General features: G+C 37.8%; 22 protein-coding genes. 10 read left to right on the forward strand and 12 right to left on the reverse strand.

Annotation, left to right across the window (positions count from 1 at the left end):
* The first annotated feature begins 132 nt into the window (after window positions 1-132).
* Window positions 133-2,352, forward strand: coding sequence for an NADP-dependent isocitrate dehydrogenase (locus ON09_RS02935; RefSeq protein ID WP_010599569.1), 2,220 nt, complete (start codon window positions 133-135; stop codon window positions 2,350-2,352).
* A gap of 307 nt (window positions 2,353-2,659) precedes the next feature.
* Here the strand turns inward: ON09_RS02935 and ON09_RS02940 are convergent, their stop codons facing one another.
* Window positions 2,660-4,078, reverse strand: coding sequence for a hypothetical protein (locus ON09_RS02940; protein ID WP_010599570.1), 1,419 nt, complete (start codon window positions 4,076-4,078; stop codon window positions 2,660-2,662).
* 6 nt (window positions 4,079-4,084) lie between these two features.
* On the reverse strand, window positions 4,085-6,529 hold the full coding sequence (locus tag ON09_RS02945; RefSeq protein ID WP_010599571.1) for a TonB-dependent receptor: 2,445 nt from the start codon (window positions 6,527-6,529) through the stop codon (window positions 4,085-4,087).
* A gap of 81 nt (window positions 6,530-6,610) precedes the next feature.
* Between ON09_RS02945 and ON09_RS02950 the strand changes: the two genes are divergently transcribed.
* Entirely contained in the window at window positions 6,611-7,606 is a 996-nt protein-coding gene (locus ON09_RS02950) for a helix-turn-helix domain-containing protein (protein WP_010599572.1), read from the forward strand.
* Between the two features lie 94 nt (window positions 7,607-7,700).
* Window positions 7,701-8,108 (forward strand): hypothetical protein, encoded by a 408-nt coding sequence (locus ON09_RS02955; RefSeq protein WP_010599573.1) that lies wholly within the window; start codon window positions 7,701-7,703, stop codon window positions 8,106-8,108.
* 86 nt (window positions 8,109-8,194) lie between these two features.
* Here the strand turns inward: ON09_RS02955 and ON09_RS02960 are convergent, their stop codons facing one another.
* The 5 genes from ON09_RS02960 to ON09_RS02975 form a co-directional block, all read right to left on the reverse strand.
* On the reverse strand, window positions 8,195-8,707 hold the full coding sequence (locus ON09_RS02960; RefSeq protein ID WP_010599574.1) for a hypothetical protein: 513 nt from the start codon (window positions 8,705-8,707) through the stop codon (window positions 8,195-8,197).
* Window positions 8,708-8,710: 3 nt separating this feature from the next.
* A complete protein-coding gene (locus ON09_RS24700) occupies window positions 8,711-9,142 on the reverse strand; it encodes a hypothetical protein (RefSeq protein WP_010599575.1) in 432 nt (143 codons plus the stop codon).
* Between the two features lie 206 nt (window positions 9,143-9,348).
* Window positions 9,349-10,524, reverse strand: a complete 1,176-nt coding sequence (locus ON09_RS24705; RefSeq protein WP_010599576.1) for a DNA polymerase III subunit gamma/tau — start codon at window positions 10,522-10,524, stop codon at window positions 9,349-9,351.
* A gap of 64 nt (window positions 10,525-10,588) precedes the next feature.
* The gene (locus ON09_RS02970) at window positions 10,589-11,482 is read right to left on the reverse strand and encodes a hypothetical protein (RefSeq protein WP_010599577.1); all 894 of its coding nucleotides are present in this window, start codon (window positions 11,480-11,482) and stop codon (window positions 10,589-10,591) included.
* Window positions 11,483-11,541: 59 nt separating this feature from the next.
* Window positions 11,542-12,414, reverse strand: coding sequence for an AraC family transcriptional regulator (locus tag ON09_RS02975; protein ID WP_010599578.1), 873 nt, complete (start codon window positions 12,412-12,414; stop codon window positions 11,542-11,544).
* A gap of 177 nt (window positions 12,415-12,591) precedes the next feature.
* Between ON09_RS02975 and ON09_RS02980 the strand changes: the two genes are divergently transcribed.
* The 5 genes from ON09_RS02980 (at window position 12,592) to rplI (ending at window position 15,453) form a co-directional block, all read left to right on the forward strand.
* A complete protein-coding gene (locus tag ON09_RS02980) occupies window positions 12,592-13,185 on the forward strand; it encodes a hypothetical protein (RefSeq protein ID WP_010599579.1) in 594 nt (197 codons plus the stop codon).
* Between the two features lie 165 nt (window positions 13,186-13,350).
* Complete coding sequence (locus tag ON09_RS02985; protein ID WP_010599580.1) at window positions 13,351-14,049, forward strand: hypothetical protein; 699 nt, start codon at window positions 13,351-13,353, stop codon at window positions 14,047-14,049.
* Between the two features lie 327 nt (window positions 14,050-14,376).
* Window positions 14,377-14,733 carry a 30S ribosomal protein S6 gene (gene rpsF / locus ON09_RS02990; RefSeq protein ID WP_010599581.1) on the forward strand — a complete coding sequence of 119 codons (357 nt, stop codon included), beginning with the start codon at window positions 14,377-14,379 and terminating at the stop codon, window positions 14,731-14,733.
* Window positions 14,733-14,996, forward strand: a complete 264-nt coding sequence (gene rpsR, locus ON09_RS02995; RefSeq protein WP_010599582.1) for a 30S ribosomal protein S18 — start codon at window positions 14,733-14,735, stop codon at window positions 14,994-14,996. The genes rpsF and rpsR overlap by 1 nt, the downstream gene beginning before the upstream one ends.
* Before the next feature lie 13 nt (window positions 14,997-15,009).
* Window positions 15,010-15,453: a 50S ribosomal protein L9 gene (gene rplI, locus ON09_RS03000; protein ID WP_010599583.1), complete on the forward strand. Its 444-nt coding sequence runs from the start codon at window positions 15,010-15,012 to the stop codon at window positions 15,451-15,453.
* Between the two features lie 184 nt (window positions 15,454-15,637).
* Here the strand turns inward: rplI and ON09_RS03005 are convergent, their stop codons facing one another.
* A complete protein-coding gene (locus ON09_RS03005; RefSeq protein WP_029204071.1) occupies window positions 15,638-16,342 on the reverse strand; it encodes an SDR family oxidoreductase in 705 nt (234 codons plus the stop codon).
* Window positions 16,343-16,468: 126 nt separating this feature from the next.
* On the opposite strand from ON09_RS03005, the gene mtgA reads away from it, so the two are divergent.
* Window positions 16,469-17,191 carry a monofunctional biosynthetic peptidoglycan transglycosylase gene (gene mtgA / locus ON09_RS03010; protein ID WP_010599585.1) on the forward strand — a complete coding sequence of 241 codons (723 nt, stop codon included), beginning with the start codon at window positions 16,469-16,471 and terminating at the stop codon, window positions 17,189-17,191.
* A 62-nt stretch (window positions 17,192-17,253) separates the two neighbouring features.
* On the opposite strand, the gene ON09_RS03015 is transcribed toward mtgA, so the two are convergent.
* The 3 genes from ON09_RS03015 to ON09_RS03025 all read right to left on the reverse strand — a co-directional run bounded on the left by ON09_RS03015 (window position 17,254) and on the right by ON09_RS03025 (window position 20,966).
* Window positions 17,254-19,674, reverse strand: a complete 2,421-nt coding sequence (locus ON09_RS03015; protein ID WP_010599586.1) for an AsmA family protein — start codon at window positions 19,672-19,674, stop codon at window positions 17,254-17,256.
* Between the two features lie 83 nt (window positions 19,675-19,757).
* On the reverse strand, window positions 19,758-20,234 hold the full coding sequence (locus ON09_RS03020) for an energy transducer TonB (protein WP_010599587.1): 477 nt from the start codon (window positions 20,232-20,234) through the stop codon (window positions 19,758-19,760).
* A 249-nt stretch (window positions 20,235-20,483) separates the two neighbouring features.
* Window positions 20,484-20,966, reverse strand: coding sequence for a hypothetical protein (locus tag ON09_RS03025; RefSeq protein ID WP_010599588.1), 483 nt, complete (start codon window positions 20,964-20,966; stop codon window positions 20,484-20,486).
* Window positions 20,967-21,016: 50 nt separating this feature from the next.
* On the opposite strand from ON09_RS03025, the gene ON09_RS03030 reads away from it, so the two are divergent.
* Window positions 21,017-21,484, forward strand: coding sequence for a hypothetical protein (locus ON09_RS03030; protein ID WP_010599589.1), 468 nt, complete (start codon window positions 21,017-21,019; stop codon window positions 21,482-21,484).
* A gap of 57 nt (window positions 21,485-21,541) precedes the next feature.
* On the opposite strand, the gene ON09_RS03035 is transcribed toward ON09_RS03030, so the two are convergent.
* On the reverse strand, window positions 21,542-22,330 hold the full coding sequence (locus ON09_RS03035) for a (Fe-S)-binding protein (protein WP_010599590.1): 789 nt from the start codon (window positions 22,328-22,330) through the stop codon (window positions 21,542-21,544).
* Window positions 22,331-22,356: the final 26 nt, after the last annotated feature.

A 22,356-nucleotide genomic window follows, 5' to 3' on the forward strand; every position in this document is an offset into this window, starting at 1 on the left:
ATCAAACCATAAATAACATTACAATGTTCCTTAATTCATTCGATTCTTTTATCTTTAGGCGATTTAAAAAAAGCTCGGTTTTTTATTTTAACCGATCAATAGTTAACCTTTTAAAGCAAAATCAATTTAAACATGTCAAATACATCAAAAATTATCTACACCAAAACCGATGAGGCGCCAATGTTGGCAACTTATTCACTTTTACCTATCGTACAAGCTTTTACCGCATCTGCAGGTATTGATGTAGAAACCAGAGATATTTCTTTAGCAGGAAGAATTTTGGCTAACTTTCCGGAGTATTTAAAAGACGATCAAAAAATTGGCGATGCTTTGGCTGAGCTGGGTGCATTGGCAACCACTCCAGAAGCAAACATCATCAAGTTACCAAATATATCAGCATCTATTCCACAATTGGTTGATGCCATTACCGAATTGCAGCAGCAAGGTTTTGCCTTGCCGAATTATCCGGATAATGCTCAAACTGAAGAGGAAAAAGCAATCAAAGCTAAATATGCTAAAGTTTTAGGTTCGGCAGTAAATCCTGTTTTACGCGAAGGAAACTCTGACAGAAGAGCACCGAAAGCGGTTAAGAATTATGCTAAGCAAAACCCACATTCAATGGGCAAATGGTCTGCAGATTCTAAAACCAGGGTAGCCAGCATGACAGAAGGCGATTTCTATGGTTCAGAAAAATCTACTACGGTTGAAACAGCTTCACAGTTTAAAATTGAATTTGTTGCAGAAGATGGTGCAGTAACTGAATTAAAAGGCCTTTCGCCATTAAAAGCAGGAGAGGTGATTGATAGCTCTGCACTTAGCTTATCGGCATTAAAAACTTTTGTTGCTAAAGAAATCGAGGAAGCTAAAGCCGCAGGCGTTTTGTTGTCAGCGCATTTAAAGGCAACCATGATGAAAGTTTCTGATCCGATTATATTCGGCGCCATCGTAGAAGTTTATTTTGCAGATGTTTTTACAAAATATGCCGATCTTTTTAAAACCTTAAATATTGATACCCGAAACGGTTTAGGCGATGTTTATGCAAAAATCGCAGGCAACGCACAACAAGCTGAAGTAGAGGCCGCTCTTGCTCAGGCCATTGAAAACGGACCGGCTTTAGCGATGGTGAATTCTGATAAAGGAATTACCAACCTGCATGTGCCAAGTGATGTAATTGTTGATGCATCTATGCCTGCTATGATTCGTACTTCAGGACAAATGTGGAATAAAGAAGGACAACCTGAAGATACCATCGCTTTAATTCCTGATCGTTCATACGCTGGGGTTTACACGGCTACTATTGACGACTGCAAAGCAAACGGTGCTTTTGACGTGACTTCAATTGGTTCGGTTCCAAACGTTGGTTTAATGGCGCAAAAAGCTGAAGAATATGGTTCTCATGATAAAACTTTCCAGGCAACTGCAAATGGCCTAATCCGTGTTACTGATGCTGACGGAAAAGTTTTCTTTGATCAAAAGGTTTCCACGGGAGACATTTTCCGCATGTGCCAAACCAAAGATGCGCCTATTCAGGATTGGGTTAAACTGGCTGTAAACCGGGCTCGTTTATCTGAAACGCCAGCGGTTTTCTGGTTGGATGAAAACAGAGCACATGATAGAGAAATTATTAAAAAAGTAAATCAATATTTAAAAGATCACGATACTACTGGTTTAGATATTCGTATCCTTGCTCCAATTGAAGCCACTAAATTTACTTTAGAGCGTATTCGTAAAGGGGAAGATACCATTTCAGTTACCGGTAACGTATTACGTGATTATTTGACAGATTTGTTTCCAATTTTAGAACTTGGAACTTCTGCTAAAATGTTATCTATCGTTCCTTTGATGAATAGTGGCGGTTTATTTGAAACTGGTGCCGGAGGTTCTGCTCCGAAACACATCGAGCAGTTTATCCATGAAGGTTATTTACGCTGGGATTCTTTAGGTGAATTTTTAGCGCTTCAAGCTTCTTTAGAACATTTATCGCAAACACAAAACAATGCAAAAGCACAAGTTTTAGCAGATGCATTAGATGAAGCAAATGCTAAATTTTTAGCGGAAGATAAATCTCCAGGTAGAAAATTAGGAACAATTGATAATCGTGGTTCTCATTTCTATCTTGCATTATATTGGGCTGAAGCATTAGCTGCACAAAGTAAAGATGCAGAATTAAAAGAAAGATTTTCACCGTTGGCGAAAGCGTTAACTGAAAATGAATCGAAAATTAAAGAAGAATTAATTGGAGCTCAAGGTAAAGCGCAGGAAATCGGTGGTTATTATCATCCAAACGATGAATTGGCTGGAAAAGCGATGCGTCCTAGTGAGACTTTAAATGCTGCATTAGCGGCGTTATAGTATTTGATTATTAGTTTAAATCCCCGGTTGATTAATTTCAGCTGGGGATTTTTTGTTTTTTATTTATTGGTGTGGAATTTATCTGTTTCCCGTTTAGTGGCATTATTCAAGATATAATTTTAAATATTTCGAACACCTGCTGGCCACGAATGATATTATCGTAGAAGCGGGTTTGCCAGCCAAATTCAATTTCCAATCTATCGCAATAACTCATTCCAGATAACATTGAGGGATACGATATAGATTTAAAATGCAAAAAAAAATGGGCGATCATAATGATCGCCCATCTAAAAAAGAATTGGTTAATTTAGTAAGCACCTAAATAAAAGCTGCCAGATTGGTTTTTTAATTTTGCACCTTTTGTGATGGTTTTTGTTTTATAATTAATTACATATAAGTTTCCATCAAGTCCATTTGGTGTTAAAGGAACATATACGTTATCACCTGCAAGACCAATATTCTGAAATTGACCAAAAGTACCTGTTAAAGCAGTTCCGCCGTTTTGCGCTGCTGTTAATCCAGAGTAACCACTATTGTTTTGATTTTCTGTAGTCAACCTGGTAGCAGTTTTAGCATTTAGATCTATTAAAGCCAAATATCCACCCTGTAAACCTGTTTCTGTAAATAAAACAATTCCGATTCCATCCTTAATGTATCTCCAGGCGCTGATAGTCACATTATTCGATGTGCCTAGCGCTGTTTTCAGGTTGAAGTTATAGCTGTTGTCATATTCATTTGTTGACGCGTTGATACGTAAAATCTGACTGCCGGAAGTCGCTGTCGCCTGATAAACGTTTCCATCAGTACCTACATATTGCGTCATGGTACGATATGAGTGGTTGTTTATCTTACTGATGTTCGGATCAACAAAAATTAATTTAGGATTAGCTAAAGAAGGATAATCTACAACCAAAGTAGCTGTACCCAATTCTCTTGTACCTGTAGACCAGGTCTGAGCAGTACCTGCAGTGTTAACACCAGATTTTTTAGTTACATCTGTTCTGGTCACGTTACAGCCAATAAAGATTTTTGTTTTAGCTGCATTTAATACCGGTACATCAATACGGCCAATTTGATAACCCGCTTTAGTTTGTTCTGCCGTAAACGGAATGGTAAATTCTGTTTGACGGGTAATTTGAGGATCATTTAAATTCAGTACCGCTATTTTCGCTGTGCTTTTCACATCAACAAAGTCTGCACCCGCACCTGTAGCTGGAGCACCCGTTGTAACTGAAGACGCAAAAACGCCAATACCAATGCCGTCAGCAGCGACTACCCAGCGAGGAGCAGTGCCCAAAATGGGTTCGGTATTTACCTCCTCACGCGTATCGATGAAGTTTTTATCGCCCTCCACTTTATATTTATTAAAAATACCACCATCTGTACCTGTATATTGAATGTTGTATAGAAAATTTCCATTAGCAGAACCCTGAACACGGGCAGTACGCTGTGATCTTAACCCGTAGCCATTGGTAAATACATTTACCTCGAAGTTTGGATTAATTGCCTGAGCTGTTGTGATGGCAAAAGCCCTGGTACCGCCATTTCCCGCAGTTCCTTCAGCATCTGGAAAGGCAGCAGTTAGTGTGATGTACTTTCTATCCCAGATGTCAGCTCCTGAAACTCCTGTTTCTGAAGTCTCTCCGCCATCTTTTTTACAAGCAGTGAGCGCACTGATCGCTAGAACGGAACCGAAGATTGCGGTTTTTAATAAATTAGTTTTCATACGTTATTATTTAAAATTATTTATAGTGTAGTTTAATTTGAAATAGAATGCCCGGCCGGGTTTTTGAACGCCAAAGTTGTCATACACCTCCGCGTTGAGCATATTTTTACAATCTATGCTGGCTACAAGTTTTCCACTTGGGAAACGGTAACTTGCGCCCAGGTCATGTGTAAATTGATTTGGCGTTGTGAACCATTCTGATTCGATCCAGATGGTGCTGAATGAGGCTACGTAGCCTGCATTATAATATACGTTCATCACCGATTTCTTTTGAAAAACGTTGTTGAAACGATATTGAAGGTTACCATTAACGGTAAAAAAGGGTTCGTTTGGAACTTGTTTGTTGTATAAGCTATTTGGATTTCCACGCTCATCAAGTTCTACTTTATAAAGCGAATTAAATTTTGAAAAGTTAAGCATGGCATTGAGTCGGTTGTTGTAGATATAGTTGACTTCTGCCTCAAAACCTACCGATTGAGTTTTGGAAAGGTTAACAAATTGCGTTACCTGAATATCTTCCACCTGATTCTCCCGACCCTCAATTACCGGATCGATTCGCGTTTGCTGAATAATTTTATCATAGCCATTCCTCCAAAATGCGTTTCCATAAAGAGAAAACTTATGCTGATCACCTGTAGTAAACTGGTATCTCCCGCCAAGGTTATAATTAATAGCGAGTTCTGGTAAAATCGCAGGATTAGGCAGTAAATTATTTTCAGGCTCTCCGTAAATGTGTCTGTCGGTCGGCATGATAAACGATTTTTCAGCAGAAAGGATCAAAAAGCCATTACGTATGGCTTCATAAGAAAGTGTACCGCCAAATCCTTTATTATCTCTGGTGGTGGTGCTGTTTTGATAGATCAATTGGCCGTTAACTTCATTTGTTGGTCTGTTCTGATCTGTTTGATAAATGGCATATTTACCGAAAATGTTCGTTTTAAGCTTGCCTTTAAAAAGTTCGGCCTCATAGTTCATCGCAAAGATGTTGGTGGTTAACCCGTTCTGAGTGATCCACCTGCTTCTTTCCGGGATAAGTAGATCCTGATCATTGCGGTCAGATTGTTCGAACTTATGGTTGAAGGATACCCTGTGACCTGAAACAATAGTGTAGGCCAGGTTCGATCTGATATTGGAAATCTGACGCTCGATATTACTCATCACGGCTATTCCTTGTTGTCCCTGCCCCGGGCTGTAACCATAAGTTTCTGGTGGCCCTTCAGAATTTTTTACCAGTAAAGTGCCATCCCAATTATATTTCAGGCTAACGGTATCTTCCAGATAGGTTGTTCTTCTGCTGTGCACCGCATTTACGGTAAGCGCAAGTCCATCAACTAAAAAGTTATTCTTATTGTAATTTAAACTAAAAACATGTGCCTGGTACTTATTAAATCGGCCAAAATAAGGCTTGGTCATGGTTATTCCATGAGGAATTTGTTTGTAAGAATCAGATACATTATAGCCAACAAAAAACTGATCGGCCCATTTCACATTGGTAAACCCAGCCTCAAATCGTCCGCCAACAGTTTCAAACTCATCATTCGGTCGTCTGGTTCTATAGTTTCGAACAATTCTTCCGCCAGGTAAAGTATATTTTGAAAATTTACCCCACATCTCATAATTGTTATCGGAGTGACTGTAAAAACCAGAAGCCCGGGCCGTGAAACCATTTTTTTGATTGCGATACAAAGCGCTCACATCAGCCCGGTAAGTATTAAATGATCCATAAGACACCGCTGCAGTAATGTTATTGGCAGAGGCATCTTTTTTCATAATAACGTTTATGGCGCCACCAATATAATTTCCACTTAAATGAGATGGGAGCACACCTTTGTATACTTCGATCCGTTCTATCATAGATGGGGGAATATTATTCAAATTAAAAGAAGAACCATAAGTGGAGATTTCAATCCCATCCAGAAAAAGACCGATCGTACTGCCCGACATGCCGTTTAAGTTATATTCTATCGGCGAGCCTTCGCCACCGTTCTGTCTAACACGCACACCAACCGCCCGGTCTAAAAGTTCATTTGTGGTAAGATTTCTCAGAGAGGCTTCCTTGGTTTCGATAATCGACATGGCAAAGCCGCTGGTTTCCATTTTTCGTTTTTCTGTTTTGCCTGCCACACTTACCTCTTGCAAATCGCGATCTAAATGCTCCTTCACTTTGGTGTTAAAAGTTACGTTTGCAGCATTAATATTGACCACTTGAATCTTCTGCTCAGACATTACTGAGCTGATTAGCAAAGTGTAATTACCATATTTTAAGCCTTTGAACTCATATTTTCCCTTTTCATCAGTCATGGTGCTGCGGCTTAGCTCTTTGATTGTTACCGTTGCCCCATCCATTGGCTGCCCGTTGTGATTTGTTATTTTACCTGATAGGCTAGATGTTTGCGCAAATGCAACAACAGAAAGGCAGAAAGTAAGAATACTGAGTAAAAATATTTTCATCGACTAGTTTGTAACTTTTTCAAGTTGTTCTTTAGAATAGGTCTTAATAAGAATAACTTTGCGCAAAGATAAATTCTGGATATGACGCAATCGGAAGAAATAGTAACGCAGAAGGGAGTTTCTCAAAAAGCTTTGGAAAGTGTGTTTCTATACAATAGAGATATGGAGGTAAGTTATCGAAGTTACATAAGCGACCCTAAGAAACTTGAGATCAGGCTTAGCCATCCTGATGCTTCGCAATTGGTTACTTTCCAAATGATTTTTGTATTACAAGGAACTGTCAGGCTGAACCAGTCGGGTGGTGGAGATTATTATAAGCAAATCAATCAACACCAGCACAATATTTACCGCACCTGTTTTAAGTCAAGTCAGATGTTGGTAGACGCTGCGGATGATGTTATTTGTATCAATATCAGCCCTGCTTTTGTAGATCGGTTTTTGCCAGGTGATCATATTGCCTACCAGCGTTTGTGGTTAGAGGATCAATCAAAAAATCCATTCCCACTGTCAGAAGTTAATATGCAGATTAGCCCCGAAATCAGTGCTATTCTGCAGCGTCTGGGTAATGCAAAACATAGTGCATTTTCTGACCAGTTATTGCTCGAATCGAAAGCAATTGAGCTCTTTGCGCTGCAAATTTTACAATTCGAACAGATGCAAATGAATAAGGCGGAGCCAAAACTTAAAGCATTAGAGGTGGAGCGAATGCATCAGGCCCGTGAAATTCTGATTGCCCAAACGGGTAATCAACTTTCTTTAAGGGCACTGGCACACCTTGTTGGCACAAATGAATTCAATTTGAAACGCGATTTTAAAGCAGTTTTTGGCAAAACAGTTTATGCTTATCTGAATCAGCATAAAATGGAACAGGCAAAAACCATGTTAATGGAAGAGGATATCACTGTTGCCGAAACCTCTAAAAAAATGGGCTACAAACATGCCACCCATTTTACAAATGCTTTTAAGAAATATTTTGGTTTTTTGCCCAATAAAATTAAAACCGGTAAACTTTCCATGTTGCTCTTTCTCGAAGATTTTGTTGCCTTTTTGGAAAGTTTCAACTCCATAGCGATTTAGTTTATCTCCTGTTTGGTACAAAATTTTCTTCGTAGAAAAAACCATACGAGAAGGGAATTGTTATAACCTTAACTAAAATAAGGAGACCAATACCATGGCAATTAACGAGAACAAAGGATCACAAGATAAAATACACAGTACTACGGAAAACCCGGAAATTAATAAGGAAAATTTGGCTTACGATAAAAATAAGCAAAGTTACGAGTTAGACGTAAAAGGTACCGATAAAGATTATGATCATCCGATGGGATATGAAACTGTTGCAGCAGGTGCCCGTGATGATGATTCGACATATGATGAAGCAAACCCTTATGTGGGCGATGAGTATGCGAGAAATGAAGAGATTGCCGAAGATAACCTGGATGAGTTAGGGATGCATGTGGACAATGGAGAAAGCGTAAAGCTTAGTCCGGAAGACGAGATCCTGGCTCGTACAGATGAAGATAATCGTGATGATTTAGATGAGGAAGGCTACCCAATTAATGATGCACCGGAAAAGTAGAAATAAATAATTCTTTCAATGATCGCCAGATGGATGGTGTATTGATTAATATAAAGGCAGGCTGATGTAACATTAGCCTGCTTTTTTTATAATGATTGATTTTGCATCTGGCGGAAGATTGCAGTTTTCCAAAAATTTCTATTGTTCACTACAAATTTCTCTTCATCACCATCTTTTAAAATCAGTTTCATTCCATTAGGCACTAATCCTAATGTATTGAAGTATGTAATTTCTTTAATCTCCTCAGTATATATGATGAAAGCATGGTTCTGGATATTGAAACCATGCGATTTAAATTCTAATTTGTTTTGAAGTAAATAAAGTTTGCCGCCAACCGCCTCTGCGTTTTTAAAATGATTGGCACCGCCCGAGTGAATGATATCACGCTCATCAACACCAGTAATTTGGGTTTGCTGTTTTACTTTTTTTGAGTTAATAAAAAAGTACATCAAAAGGCCCCATAGTAAACCGGCAATCGGCGCTGCAATTAGTGCATAACCTATCCCATTCATCAATGCGATGATCACCCCAAACAAAATGGTAAAACCGATTGAAGAAACGACCAAAGCCTTTAAGGTCGCTTTTTTATCATCATTCATAAACTATGGATTAATGTCTAAATTGAACCTTTTACGTAACTCATCAAGTTTAGGGTTTTTGTTTACCAGGTAATCATATTTTTCCCGATTGCCATAAAGCCGGTTCTCAATTTTCCGCTCCACTTGTTTAAAGGTTATATCTACTGCGAAATTTTGGAGGGTATTCCGTAAATAGTTCATCAGCTCAACAGATTCCTGAACCACGAACTGTTCCTGAGTTTTGCTCTCTACTGAAATCTCGATTAAAGTAGGATTGACAAGGGTAGGGGCAAAGTTATTTAAAATGGTAAAAAGGTTAATCTTATCTGCCGCTTTTAGTATCTGGATATAGTTATTCCACACTTCTAATAACCGTTCATAACTAAAAGACTCGCGGGCTTCTCCGGTTACGGTTTTCGGACTTCCATCATCCTCACCAGCTGCGAGCCGCTCCAAATCATTTAAAGATGGAATCAGTGTGCCAACAGTTTTTTTCGGGATATTGATGCTGATCGAAGTTGCAGATGAAATTGCAGGCTTTGAATTTTCCTTCGGTTTATCTAATGGAATACTTACCGGAACTTCTGTTTTCGGAGTGATTATAGCTACTGGTGGTGGGTTTTCACTTTCTGCTTTAAGCTTTCCGCTTTCGGCCTGCTCGGCTACGACATTAGTTTTTTTTTATCCTGATCTCCGTCAGTTGCTGTGTTACTTGTGCTTAAAGGTTGTTGTGCTAAATGTACTACCGATCGGATATGGCACATTTTAATTAATGCCAGTTCTACCTGCAGCCTTTGGTTTTTAGAGTTTTTATAATTTAAATCGCAGGTATTTGCCAGATTTAAAGCAGTTAACAAAAAGGAAAGTTCAGTTTGCCTGCACTGATCTAAATATTTTTGTTTAATATTTTCACTAACCTCTAAAAGTTTAATGGTTGCCGCATCTTTCCCAACCAGCAAATTGCGGAAGTGTGTAGCCAGTCCATTGATAAAATTATTTCCATCAAAGCCATTATTCAAGATCTCATCAAATAATAAAAGTGTTTGACTTACTTCTGCCGCGGTTAAAAAAGACGTTAGCTTAAAGAAATAATCATAATCAAGAATATTCAGGTTATCGATTACGGCTTTATAAGTGATATTCTTGTTAGCATAACTGGCAATCTGATCAAACATCGAAAGGGCATCACGCAATCCTCCATCAGCTTTTTGCGCAATAATATGCAAGCCATCACTTTCAAAAGCAATGTTTTCACGCTGGGCGATTTTGGTAAGATGATTTGCAATGTCTTCAACCTGAATGCGATTGAAATCGAAAATCTGACAACGGGATAAAATAGTTGGCAGAATTTTATGTTTCTCAGTGGTTGCTAAAATGAATATCGCATAAGATGGTGGTTCCTCCAAAGTTTTCAGAAAGGCATTGAATGCACTTTGAGATAACATGTGAACCTCATCAATGATGTAGATTTTATATTTTCCGGCTTGTGGCGGTATGCGAACTTGTTCAATCAGGCTGCGAATGTCATCAACAGAGTTGTTTGATGCCGCATCCAGTTCATGAACATTAAATGAATGCCCGTTCTGAAAAGAAAGGCAGTTATCGCATTGCCCACAAGCTTCCATTTCTGGAGTAGGATTGGTACAATTGATTGTTTTGGCCAGGATACGGGCGCAGGTGGTTTTACCCACTCCACGCGGACCACAGAATAAAAAGGCCTGTGCAAGCTGGTTGTTTTTAATGGCATTTTTTAACGTACCAGTAATATGCTGCTGCCCCACTACGGTTTCAAACGTGGCCGGACGATATTTACGGGCAGAAACGATAAAATTTTCCATCGGCACGAAAATAGGAAAATTTTATGGAGTTGAAATGTCGATTTCTGGAATGTTGAAAAGTTGACTATTTGTGCAATTGCATCACTTTTTCCAATAAAGGCGGTAAGCCGCTTTCATTGATTTGATCGTTATTCCAGAAGCTCATCACGCAACTTACATAATTCTCCCTAACCTTGCTTGCTACATAAAATGCTGTCAATGTTTTTCCTCCAGAAGTTTTAACAGCAAGATTAGTTAAGCCTGTAAAACCGTAAACAACCTTTAATGCCTTCGCCGGGGTGCTTTCAAAAATTACATCAACTTGCTGTTCAGAAATAATTTTAAGTCCTTTTTTAATCTTGGTTAGCGTGAGTTGATTTTTAATCGCTTGTTTGGCGCTTTTTTCGGTTTTGTGAACCGACCAATTCATTTCGCCGTTTCCAGGACACTGAACTGTATTAACATTTGTCCAATAACAGCTGTTGCTCAGATGTATTTTTCTTCCAGCAAAATCAACGCTATCAATTCTCTTATTTTCGAAAACATGCATTGGAATAGCATCCTCAATAATAAGGCTGATCAGTTTTTGTTCAAACTGCACTTCAGGTTTCTCAAAATAAGCAAAGCAAATGGCAGTTACCATCTTTTGTTTATCTTCTATAAAATAATAGGATAGCATTTCGTTTAAGCTATCAGTTATTTTCTTACTTTTTAAAACATGTAAGTTGTTGTATGACAGTTTTGTATCTTTCGTTTTAAGAGCTTCATTACTTATGCCATATTTTCTAAAGACAAACTTTAAATCTTTTTCTGTAAATGAATTGGTAAACGTTTGACTGGTAAAATCAATTCCATCCACGTTATAATAGGTGACGCCATTGTTTTGTATCGCTTTTAATCTGTTAATATAATCTTCCTGATTTTGAGCATATACTCCGAAAGGTAAGAGTAATAAGAAGACTAAGTAGATTTTGTTCATTTCTGTTTTGGCTATCGTTACAAGATAGCAGTTTTGGTCGGTATTCCGCTCAGGATGAATTATTTAATGATTAATTTCAATTCGTTTCGGTATTCTGATGCGCTTTTGCCCGTAAACTCATGGAATATTTTATTAAAGTGACTAAAGTTGTTAAAGCCGCTTTCCAGGGAGATGGCGGTAATGCTAATGCGTTTTTCGGCTAGGAGTTTCGATGCATGTACCACACGGTATTCGTTAACAAAACGCGTAAAAGTTTTTTTGGTGATTTTTTTAAAATAGCGGCAAAACGAAGGCACCGTCATTGCAGACATTTCTGCAACATCTTCCAAACTAATCTGCTGTTGAAAATGATCTTTCACATAGTTGAATATCATATTAATGCGATCATTGTCCTGAATCTGCATTTCCATCGAGAAACCGGTGGCATTTAAAATTGTAAAGTCTTTTGAGGAATCCAGCGATTTTAAAACAGATAATAGTGTCATTAATCTTTTGAACGGAGGCTGGTCGGCCATTCCTTCAATTTTATTTCCTACAGCTTTTTTAGTCGCCTCACCAAAAGCTATCCCGCCTTTAGCTTTATTAAACAAGGCTTTTATCCATTTGCTTTCTTGCAGATTTAAAAATTCAGCACCTAAAAAGTCTGCTTTGAATTGAATAACGGTTTCGTTCTTATTTCCGGTGTTGGTATCAGTAAAGCCACAATGTGGGAGGTTGCTTCCGATTAAAATTAAATCTCCATCAGTATAATAGGAAACATGGCTACCAATCTGACGTTTTCCTGTGCCGCCGTTTACAAAAACCATTTCAATTTCTGGATGATAATGCCATAAATGCGCTTTGTTATTTTCATTCTCGACATATTTCGAGTAATAAAACGAACTTCCGAAGGAAGGTTCAACAATTTCGAAGCTCGGTTTTAACGTTTTCATGACAATTTAATGTTAATTCAGGGTTAATTAATGTGCTTAATTGATGACTGGATATAAAATTAATGATAACAGAGGTAATTTTACATATAAATTTGAAAATATAGCGCAAGTTAGGCGTTAATTCTCGCTGTAATTTAGCGGTATAAAATAATTGTTCACCCATTAATTGATTTAGTTATGAAAAAGTTCTTTAAAATCGGTTTAATTGCTGCGTTATCGTTTACAGTTTCTCTTGCTCAGGCAAATGACAACGAATTTTCATTAAAAGTTAAAGATGAGAAGCAGAAAACAATTAGTTTTTTGATGAGAAATAACAAAGAATTTAATTTTTCTGTGTTTTCTGATAATAATGATTTAGTTTTTGAACAAAAATTTAACGGTACTGCTGGTCTTACCAAAACATATGATTTAAATTCTTTACCTGATGGCGCTTATTTGATTAAAGTAGAATCTGGTGCTACCGTTGCAGAATATGCTGTGAAGATTTCAAGCAATAAAGCTGCAATTTCAACAGCAAAAATTACTGAGGTAATCAAGCCTAAAATCACGAAAAATAAAGATTTAATCACCCTGGATTATCAGGTAAAAGATAATATGCCAATTGAAGTGGCTGTATTTAATGAGCGTAACGATGAACTTTACTCTCAGGTTTTCAAGGATAGAACAAAGTTGATTAAAAAATTTAACATTGGTAAAGCTGACGGCGATTCGCTAACATTCGTCGTGAAACACAACAATGAATCTTTTACCAATACAATACAAACTCGCTAATTTTTAAAATAAACCAAACTAATAAAGGAGATACTTATAAGTCATCTCCTTTTTTGTTTTACTGCTGAATTAGTTTTTCAGAGACTGGAAAAACAAATTCCTACATGATCAATCTAATCTCTACTTTTGCCAGGAAATAAATAGCTTATTGATTTAGTCCTGCGTATGGAAAATGGTTTTTCAGATTATAACTATGTTAAGGTGGTTTCATCTTTTCCGCAGTTAGTTAATTTAGAGTGGAAGGGAGAAGTAAACGCAGCTTGCTGGCATCGAAATTTAATCGGGGATTTTTCGGAAATCGTTTCTAAGCTTCGACTTAAGCAAGATTTAACCGAAGTTTCGATGGAAGACCTCAATGCTTTGCAATTAACGGAGGAGGGTAGTAAAGCCCGGGAAATCATCATCAACGATTTTCAATGCCTGAATGATTTTGGGGTATCGCCTTCACTTAATTTAATCAGGGGCTATCAGCGTGATAAGGAGCTGGATTTTATTTCAACAGATGTGTATTCCTTTCACGTAGATCGTTCGCCGGTGGGTACTGATACATTTCTTTGCACATACTTTGGTGCTGCCAGTGAAATTTTAGCCAATAGCGAAGCAGAGCAGAAAATCCTCATCCCGGAAATTCGCCGGAAGCTTGAAGCGCTACACGACGGACCAGAGGCAGAATTTGACGCATTTTTGAGTGAACATTTTTTCGACTTGCATTATCAGGCAAAACCATCGGCTTCGCCCCTGAATTTGGGGCTGGGTAATTTATGGCGCCTGGCCGTGGATAACCCCGAAGGAAAGGTTTTGCCCAGTATTCACCGGGCGCCTCAGGAAAAAGATGGCGAATATCGATTATTAATGATTTGTTAAGTATTATTGTGATGCAGCGGTTTTTACTAAACTCTATTAACAAAAATACTTTTCGATTGAAGTTAGTAAAGCTGGCAGGCACAACGTGAGTTAGCGTTGATAACTTTTCAAAAGATTGTAGCGAGAGCGGGGCAGCGCTAACCGATTGGTGCTGATACTGCTTTCGAAATCGTTTGCATTTTGCATTTTAAATTTAAGCGCTTTATTACACATCATCAGCTAAGCACTTTTTTCTGCTCAATCATTTGATTTTAAGAAATATATTGTTACTTTTGCAACCCCGTAATATACCTCGGGATTAAAAAATTAAAAACATAATTTATAACAATGAATCAGTACGAAACTGTTATCGTTCTAACCCCATTGTTATCTGAAGAAGCTGCAAAAGAGGCATTAGCTAAATTTAAAGCAGTTCTTGTTGATAACGGTGCCGAAATTATCCAAGAGGATAATTGGGGTTTGAGAAAATTAGCGTATCCAATTGAGAAAAAATCAAACGGATTCTTCAACTTAACTGAATACAAAGCTTCAGGAGATTTGATCGCAAAATTAGAGCTTCAATTAAAACGCGATGAGCGTGTGTTACGTTTCTTAACTATCCGTCTAGATAAACACGCTGTTGCTTACAATGAGAAAAAACGTAGTGGTGCGTTTAACAAAAAAACTAAGGAGGTTGCAGCGTAATGGCAAGAGAACAAATTCAATACGTTACTGCCCCTAAAGTAGAGGATAACCGTAAAAAATATTGCCGTTTTAAGAAAAATGGTATTAAATACATCGATTACAAGGATGCAAACTTCTTGTTGAAATTTATTAACGATCAAGGTAAATTATTACCAAGACGCCTTACTGGTACTTCGTTAAAATTCCAACGTAAAGTTGCTCAAGCTGTTAAACGTGCTCGTCACATCGGTTTGTTACCATTCGTTGCAGATCAATTAAAATAGGAGGCTCAGAGATATGGAAATTATTTTAAAACAAGATATTAAAGGCCTTGGTGAGAAAGATGATGTAGTTACAGTAAAACCAGGTTATGGTCGTAACTATTTAATCCCTCAAGGATTTGGCGCTTTGGCTACTTCTTCTGCTAAAAAAGTTTTAGCTGAAAACTTAAAGCAAGCTGCTTTTAAACAAGATAAAATTAAGAAAGATGCTGAAGGTATCGCTGAGCGTTTAACTGCTGTTAAACTTTCTATCGGTGCTAAAGCTGGCGAAAGCGGAAAAATCTTTGGAGCGGTTAACACCATCCAAATCGCTGAAGCATTAAAAGCGCAAGGTTTTGATGTAGATCGTCGTCGTATTACTTTCGAAACTGAACCTAAATTTGTTGGCGAATATGTTGCTAACTTAAACTTACACAAAGAAGTTAAAGTTCAGGTTCCTTTTGAAGTAATTGCTGAATAAGCATTCTTAAACGAATCAAAAAAAGTCCTTTCAGTTTTCTGGAAGGACTTTTTTATTGGTGTGAAATTTAATTCGATGTGAGATATTAAATGTAATACGAATGATGTGAGCTCATGGTCTCCCTAGCATTTTTTATTGCTCGTTTTTCATTATCCATCTTCCATTTTTACCTTTTCCATCATTTTTATCCTTTCGGTGTAGTAGGTCTGATCTCTACTTTACTTGGTAGCGTTCTGGCTGGCATCGCCAGAAGATCAACAATCAATTTTCCCATGTCTTCTGGTTGAATTTTCCATGCGTCATTTTCAGCATCAGGGTGATGATCATTGAAATGACTGGCTACTGAACCAGGCATAATGGTACTCACTTTTACGCCATATTTTCTTAAATCGAGCATAACAGATTGTGTAAATCCCGTTAAACCAAACTTGCTGGCGTTGTAAGCGGCGCCACCGGCAAAAAAGTTTGTACCTGCCAAACTCGATATGGTAAAAATGCTTCCTTTGGTTTTTTTAATTTCTTCAACGCTGGCTTTTATGCTGTAGAACACTCCGGTAAGGTTGGTATCGATGATGTCGTTCCAAAGTTCAACATCCATCTCGTCAATGGGTGCAAAATTTCCTACACCTGCATTAGCAATCAGTGCATCGAGCTGTCCCCATTTTTCAATCACCAGGTTTACGGCACCTTGTTGCGACTGGAAATTTTTTACATCGGCTTCAATGGCTAAAACATCGCCATACTCTACTAATTTTGCTGCGGCTTCATTTGCGTTATTGATGCTTCTGCTTGTGATGGCAACTTTATAGCCATTTTTTAAAAGTGATTCGGCAATGCCATAGCCAATACCTTTACTTCCTCCTGTTATCAGGGCGACTTTTATACTCATGATTCTTTTGTTTTGATCTTCTAGAAGGAACAACAAATATGTTTCCATACAGTTTTCTGTTTCCTGATAAAGTACTAAGGCCCATCATTCGAAATAAATGTTTTCATATTTTGCTACCTTTGCGCCATGGCTAAATCTCGATCTAACAAATCAAAAAGCAAGCAACCTTTATTAAAAAAGATTACCAATATTGCTACGAAGGTATTTTTATACTTTCTAATGGTTTCGTTTTTATGGGTATTGGCCTATCGCTTCATCAATCCACCAATTACGTTGTTAATGGTGTTGAGAAACATTGAGCGTAAATCAGACGGAAAATCTTTTAAAACTGAGAAAAAATGGGTTGATTTTGATGACATGTCTGATAATATGAAACGGGCAGCAGTTTCAGCTGAAGACCAACTTTTTTTGAAACACATTGGTTTCGACGTAAAAGCTATCGAAAAGGCCTTTGCCGCAAATGCGAAAAGCAGAAAAGTTAAGGGTGGAAGTACCATATCACAGCAAACAGCTAAGAATGTTTTTTTGTGGCCTGGCAGATCGTGGATTAGAAAGGGTTTCGAAGCCTATTTTACTCTACTCATCGAAATGTTATGGAGTAAGGAACGGATACTGGAAGTTTATTTAAATGTGATTGAAATGGGGGATGGGATTTACGGCGCCGAAGCGGCAGCGCAAAGTTATTATGGTAAATCGTGCCATAAGCTTTCTAAAGCTCAGGCGGCTTTGATTGCGGCTTGTTTCCCCAACCCTATCAGGTGGACACCAAAAAATCCTACCCGATATATCAGACATCGCCAATATTTGATTCTAAGAAATATGAATAGGCTAGGACCACTGGATTTTTAGTTTGTAGTCCATAGTCTAATAATTTATCATCGTACTAAAGACTTTGTACTGAAGACTAACGACTAGTCATGATCCTTATTCCACCTGATTTTGATTCCGCCTTTTTCATCATCAACCGCTTTCAAATGCAGCACAATTCCCCTCATTCTGGCCTCACGCTTTTCCTGACGGGTTAGGTTTTCATCCCCTTTGGGATTTCTCAATGGAATATCTAAAGCTACATTTGTTCCGCTACCTAAAGCATAAACGCCTTTAACATTAAAATTCATAGCGCTTGAGTTAATCTGCATCGGACTGATGTCTATCTTGTCGCCACGGATGTTGAGGGTTCCGTCCAGGTTTTTGATTTCTACATTCGACAGGTTACGGTTAGCAAAAGCAAACTTGCCAACTTTTACCATTGGCTCGAAATTTACCAATGCGGCGTTGTTTAGGTTGAACACAACCTTGCCATTAATAGAGCGAGGCAATATTTTTCCCGTGTGCGAAATTCGTCCTCCAATATTTACGGTTGAAGATAGGTAACCTTTCAGGTTTTTATTGGTAATCGTTTTCTGACCGAAATTATCAAACGAATAGAAGAAGTCTTTTACGCTTACGTGGTTAATTTTGGAATTAATTCTGAAACTGTTCGAACTTGGCTCCTGAATAATGTTTCCGGTTAATGCAAGTGTTCCGCCTGCATGTGCTACGCTTATTTTATTGAAGTAAATGCCCTCGCCGCGTAAAGAAATATCGGCAGCTAGGTTTTTCGCCAGGAAGTTATCATATATTGCTTTTCCTACTGTGAGGTTAATATTCATTTTCGAAACCTCTAAAACATTGCTCAGTTCTTTTGATGCTGTTTTAATTGAACTGCCTCCACTGGTTTTTTTCTTACTCGTTCTTGGGCCTAAGAAGGGTAAAAACTCATTTAAATACAGTTGCGGACTGTGCATTTTCAAATTCACCAGAATTTTATCCGGATCAGTATAATAGAGATTGGCAAAGTTTGCGATGCTGCAGCTTACATTCAGTTCACTTTTGCCTAATTGAAAATGACCATTCTGAATCGATAGATCATTTTGGTCAAAATTAATGTTCAAAGCGCTTTTAACCAGTCGTAGTTTTCTAGGGATATAAAGAATATCAGCATTATCTATTTTTATTTTTCCGGAAACTACTGGTTTGGTAAAGCGAAAGTTATCAATATCAGCCTTGCAATATAATCTCAAATCTGCTGTACCCTGTTTAAACTCAAAATCTTGTGTGCCAAGGGAATTATTAAGGTTAGATAGCGGAAATTGTGAGGTTACCAAACCTGTTGCAATTGGTCTGGCTAAGTTTGTTACGGTGAAAGTATCAATTTTTAGCGGTGCATTAAAATATTTGGCTGTTAAACGATGAAATTTTATCGCCGAATTCTCGTCACCAATAATTCCGCCTGCGGTATCACGGTTGGTAAAAGATCCATCGAAATTAGCCGCGGTGAGTTTGCCCGCCGGAATGGAGATTATATTATTGCGAACGGTAATGCCAACATTAATTAATGGATCGCCATATTTCCCTGATCCATCATCAATAATATTTCCCCGGATATTGATGGGTTTCTCAATGCCAAACTTTAAAAGCTTCGATGAAATGTTTGGAGAAAGCAGCATGGCCACATCTTTGAACAAAATATCATCAACTGCAATGCTAATTGCAAAAGCTGATTTATCAAGTTCGACCTTGGCGCCGATTTTGAAAGGATGACCCCCGATTTTCAGTATTTCCGGATCTAAGATAATGGCATCAAGCGCTCTGGAATAGTGTGCTGAAAGTGTTCCCTCTAGCGATTTATCTTTTAAAAAGCTTCCTTTTCTGGTATTAAAGGCAAAGCTGTTCACCTGGGTCTTCAATTTTATTTTTCCTGTCCAGCCACTATCCGGGTATTGCATTCTCCCTGCTACCTGATCAATGTTGAAATTGAAAAGCTTGTGCCTTTTTTGATTGTCGAGCGTAAGCGTAACACGATTCAGGTCGATTTTTTTTACTGCTAAATCTGGTGTTTTTGAATCTGATTTTTTAGCGGTATCAGTCTTTTTGCTTTTAAAAATACTGGTATTACTGTAACCATTTGAATCGGTGTAAATGTAAATTGATGCATCATTAATTGCGATTTGATTAATGTTAACATTACCAACGATTAACGAGAGCACATTTAGCGAAACATTAATGTCTTTTGCCTTGATTAAATCGTGTTTATGTTGCGACCATAAACTATCTCGCAGTAAAATGCCATTTAATGAAACGGAAACGCCAGGGAAGCTTTTAAGTAAGGTAGGCTCCATACCTGTAGCTGTAATTTTGCCATTTAGATTTTTGTTTAACTGACCCAGAATAGAGGTCAATATTTCTTTTTTATTTCTGCTAATGTAAAACGCCCCTGCAAGCCAGGTAAGTATTATTAAAATAATCAGACCAGATAATATACCTAAAGAAATTTTTAGCCAGCGTTTCATAAACATTATTTGATATAAGCAATATAATGTTATTTAATGCACAATTGTTTTATGCGGCTGCAATTTAACAGGTAAACCTGATGTTAACGGCTCAAGGAAAAGTTAACCTCTAATTCAATTCGGGTATTTACCGGTTTTTCATCAACTTTTAAAGGAATCCAATCGTTTGGAATAAGATTAATTACTCGAAGCGCCTCTTCATTTATGCCATAGCCCGGCCCATTCACAATTTTTCTTTCTACCATTTTACCGTCAATTGTAATGATTGCAGATAATATGGCTGTTCCTTGGATATGCTTTTCTATCGCTTCAGCAGGATACCTGATGTTATGGCCAAGTAGAGAAGAGAAAAGTGCATCACCGCCAACAAACAACGGACGAAGTGTGGTTTCGATTTCTTTATTTTCAGTTTGTGTAAGAATGAATGCTTTTTTAAACATCTTCGAAGGCTTTGCAAAAAGAACCTCCTGGTTAGAAAAATCTATTTTCTGTTCGAGGTCGGTTTGATTAAAAGCTTCCCAAACGCCCGTTCGGGCTCCATGATCATATTGCCCTTTCAATACCGATCTTCCAGCGACTTGCTGATAATCGCCTTGTTTAATTTCAGGGGTAGATTTTAAAACGGTGTAAGTTTCTTTAATAGCGAAATAATTTGTACCGCTGCGTTTAGTGATTTTTTTTTAACTCCTGTGCGCCCGCTATAAAGCTAAATGACAGTAAAACTAATATTGAAAACGTTCTGTTCATTAAATGAAATTGCCTTTTTATGATCAACTAAAGTTTAAATCAATATTATTTTTGCATAAATTCTATGAAATAAGGTGGGCAAAAACAGTAGAGTGCCAGCTATTTTTAAAAGGCACTTCCCATTTGTTTTCTAATTCGGCCAGGGTTTGCACCATATTATTAAATACGATCGTTTCCGAATTGATTTGCTTAATGTTAATCAGTGTTTCGAAATCTTCTTTACTGTTTACCACCACATCATCGCCAACCTTATAGGCCATGTTGAAGCGATTAAATAAATCGACATGATATTCTTGTTCTATTTCTTTAATTAATCTAACAGAGCTATCAATAGAACAACCCGTAACGTTAGCCTGCGATTCGTCAACCGTAAGGATGATAAAAAATCCATGTCTGATTTCTGCTTTAGCCAGCAATTCATTTCCATGTGCTTTCCATTGGTTGGTAAAGGATGATAACTTTTCTAAAATTGCCATTTCTTCAGCAGGAGTGAATTTGCGATCACTCTGGTAAACCCAAACTCTTGATTGTGGAGAAAAACTCATATACAAATTTACTATTTTAATTAAATTGCTGTGTTTAAAACGACATCCCAATGAAAAAGTTTACAATCGGCTTGGAAATACCCTTTCTATCAGCTCTATGCATCATTTTATGCGCTTTTTCAGATCCTGAATCTATTGAGCAATACGTGGGTTTTCTTCAAAAAACACTAAGCGATCATTATGATAGTAATCAGGAAAATGGGAAAATTAAGCGTTACGAATTAAACATTACCAACAATGGCTTTTGTCGTTACAAGCGATATTTTAATAATGGTAAAACGGAGTATTTTGCCTTTAAATTGTCAAAATTCAGAGATATGGATTACCTCGGGAATACAACTGCCGGGAAACTATATCTGAAAACCAAAGGTGATGATGTGATTGTTCAAACTTATAAGGATAGGGGTGGGGATGTAGATTCTATGGCCACTCAGGTGGTGATCCCGTTAAAAAATATTGAAGCTGAGGATCTTAATCTGATTCGTGATAATCTGGAGCGCATTATTAAATTGCCCTAAAATGAAATAAGTCTTAGCGTTTGACTAAGACCTACTACTTTTTATTTTGTTTCCAGATTAAAGCCCATTAGCTCTGGCTGTAATTTCTGCAATATCCAGCACCTTTACTTCCTGCTCTTTGTCTTTAAGTTTAATGCCGTCACTTAACATCGTCATACAAAACGGGCAACCTGCTGCAATAAACTGAGGATTGGTTTCCAGTGCTTCATCAATCCGTTCTACATTAATATCTTTTTTGCCTTTTTCAGGTTCTTTAAACATCTGTGCGCCGCCTGCACCACAGCACAACCCGTTGCTTTTACAACGTTTCATTTCCACCAGCTGTGCATCTAAAACCTCGAGTGCTTTTCTTGGCGCTTCGTAAATTCCATTTCCACGACCAAGATAACAAGGATCATGGTAAGTAATTTTTTTACCTTTGAAACTTTCGCCACCTTCCGCCTTTAGCTTACCTTCATTAATCAAATCTTGAATAAGCTGAGTATGGTGAATCACCTCGTAAGTTCCGCCCAAGCCTGGATATTCATTTTTAATGGTGTTGAAGCAATGCGGACAACCGGTAACGATTTTTTTAATATTATAAGCATTTAGCACCTCAATATTGGTCATGGCCTGCATTTGAAAAAGGAATTCGTTCCCGGCTCTTTTTGCCGGATCTCCCGTACAGCTTTCTTCTGTGCCTAAAACCGCGTACTTCATGCCCACATGATGTAGGATTTTACAAATGTCGCGGGTAATTTTTTGCGCCCGTTCATCATAACTCCCTGCACATCCTACCCAAAATAAAATTTCCGGCTCTTCTCCTGCGGCCATTAATTCGGCCATTGTTGGTACTTTAAATTCCATGTTTAAGTATCAAATATTTAGTGTCA

Source organism: Pedobacter agri PB92, from assembly GCF_000258495.1.
GTDB classification, from domain to species: Bacteria; Bacteroidota; Bacteroidia; order Sphingobacteriales; family Sphingobacteriaceae; genus Pedobacter; species Pedobacter agri.